We start from the raw sequence: 1364 nt of genomic DNA, 5'->3' as shown, positions 1-1364 counted from the left end.
ACCCTCCCACTTCAGTGGCGAGGTTGTTTAGGTCCTCTTTTGAGGCACAATGTCGGCACAACCGTCATCACGGAGGAACTTCCGCCATGCTCCGCCTTTTTCCTGCCCTCGCCCTCGTCCTCTCTCTCGGACTTGCAGGCCCGGGCACCGTCTCCGCCGCGCCCCTCATCACCGTCGAAACGGCGCCTGGGGACGATGCCGCCATCATTGACGGTGTCAAGCGCACTCATGCGCCCGATCCGCGCACGAAGCTCTTCGAGGTGACGGCCGAAACGAGCGGCGGCATCACGGTGCTCAAGGGCCGCACGGACTCCGCCGAAGCGCTCTCCGACCTGCGCGCCGCCTACTACGTTCAGAAGCGCCCCGTCGACGTGCGCGTTAAGCTCCTGCCCGACTCGGACGACCTGAAGAAGAAGGTCTGGGCCTTCACGACGGCCCCCGTGACCCGCATCACGGACCTCTCGGGTCGTCCCGTCACGACGGTCCCCGCAGGCACGCCCGCCGCACGCCTTGACGAGAAGGACGGCATGACGCTCCTGCGCCTGCCCGACGGCTCGATCGGTCTGGCCCGAAGCACGGACGTGCGTCCCTGCACCGAGACCGAGATCCTCATCCGCAACAGGCACGAAAGGCTCATCGTGACGGCCGACAAGGCCGTCTTCAAGCCCCTGCAGGAGGAAAGCGCCCCGTCCGCCGACGTCGTGCTGCCCCGCGGTGCGGTCCTTCGCCTTGACGGCGCGGGCGACGGCGTCATGCGCGCCGCGCTCCCCGACGGGCGTCGCGGCACCATCGCGGTCTCCGCCGTCGAGAAGCTCGCCGACTTCGAGCGTCGCGAGGAGAGCGAACGCCGAAGCGATCCCGCCGCCTTCATGAAGGCCCTCTCGGAGACGGCGGTGCGGGAGGCCGCCTCGGGCCGCCACGCGGACGGCGGCTCCTTCCTTCGCAGCGTCTTCCTCGCCCGCGACCTCATCGTGCAGCGCGATCCCGACATGCTGCTCGCCGCCTATCCGAAGGCCGACGGCGGCAGATCGCTCGATAGGTTCAAGCCCGGCGACGTGCTCGTCTTCAGGCCTGTCAACGGCGTCAGGGCCGCAGGCATCTCCCTTGGCGGCAGCCGCTTCGTCTCGGCGCCCGACATGGGCGGAGACCTCCGAAAGGGCGGCGCCAAGGCGCGCGCAGCGCTTCGCAAGTCGCTCGAAGGCGCCGTGCGCATCGATCCGGGCTTCCTCAACGATCCCTGCCTCACCTCCACCCGCTCGAACCCCTACTGGCAGGCCCCCGTCAAGGCCCTCGTACCCTGCAGCAGGCGCGCCGACATCGAAATGATCCGCTAAACAACCTCGCCACTGAAGTGGGAGGGTTTC

At 68.4% G+C, this 1364-nt stretch carries 1 protein-coding gene; it reads left to right on the top strand.

All coding sequences use genetic code 11. The annotated features are described in order from the left end of the window. Nucleotides 1-86 precede the first annotated feature (86 nt). Nucleotides 87-1334 carry a C40 family peptidase gene (locus tag HMPREF3036_RS10880; RefSeq protein WP_005434472.1) on the top strand — a complete coding sequence of 416 codons (1248 nt, stop codon included), beginning with the start codon at nucleotides 87-89 and terminating at the stop codon, nucleotides 1332-1334. The last annotated feature ends 30 nt before the right edge of the window (nucleotides 1335-1364 follow it).

The sequence above is a fragment of the Sutterella sp. KLE1602 genome (assembly GCF_001578585.1).
Taxonomy (GTDB): domain Bacteria; phylum Pseudomonadota; class Gammaproteobacteria; order Burkholderiales; family Burkholderiaceae_F; genus Sutterella; species Sutterella wadsworthensis_A.
This window is presented reverse-complemented; position numbering and strand designations above follow the sequence as displayed.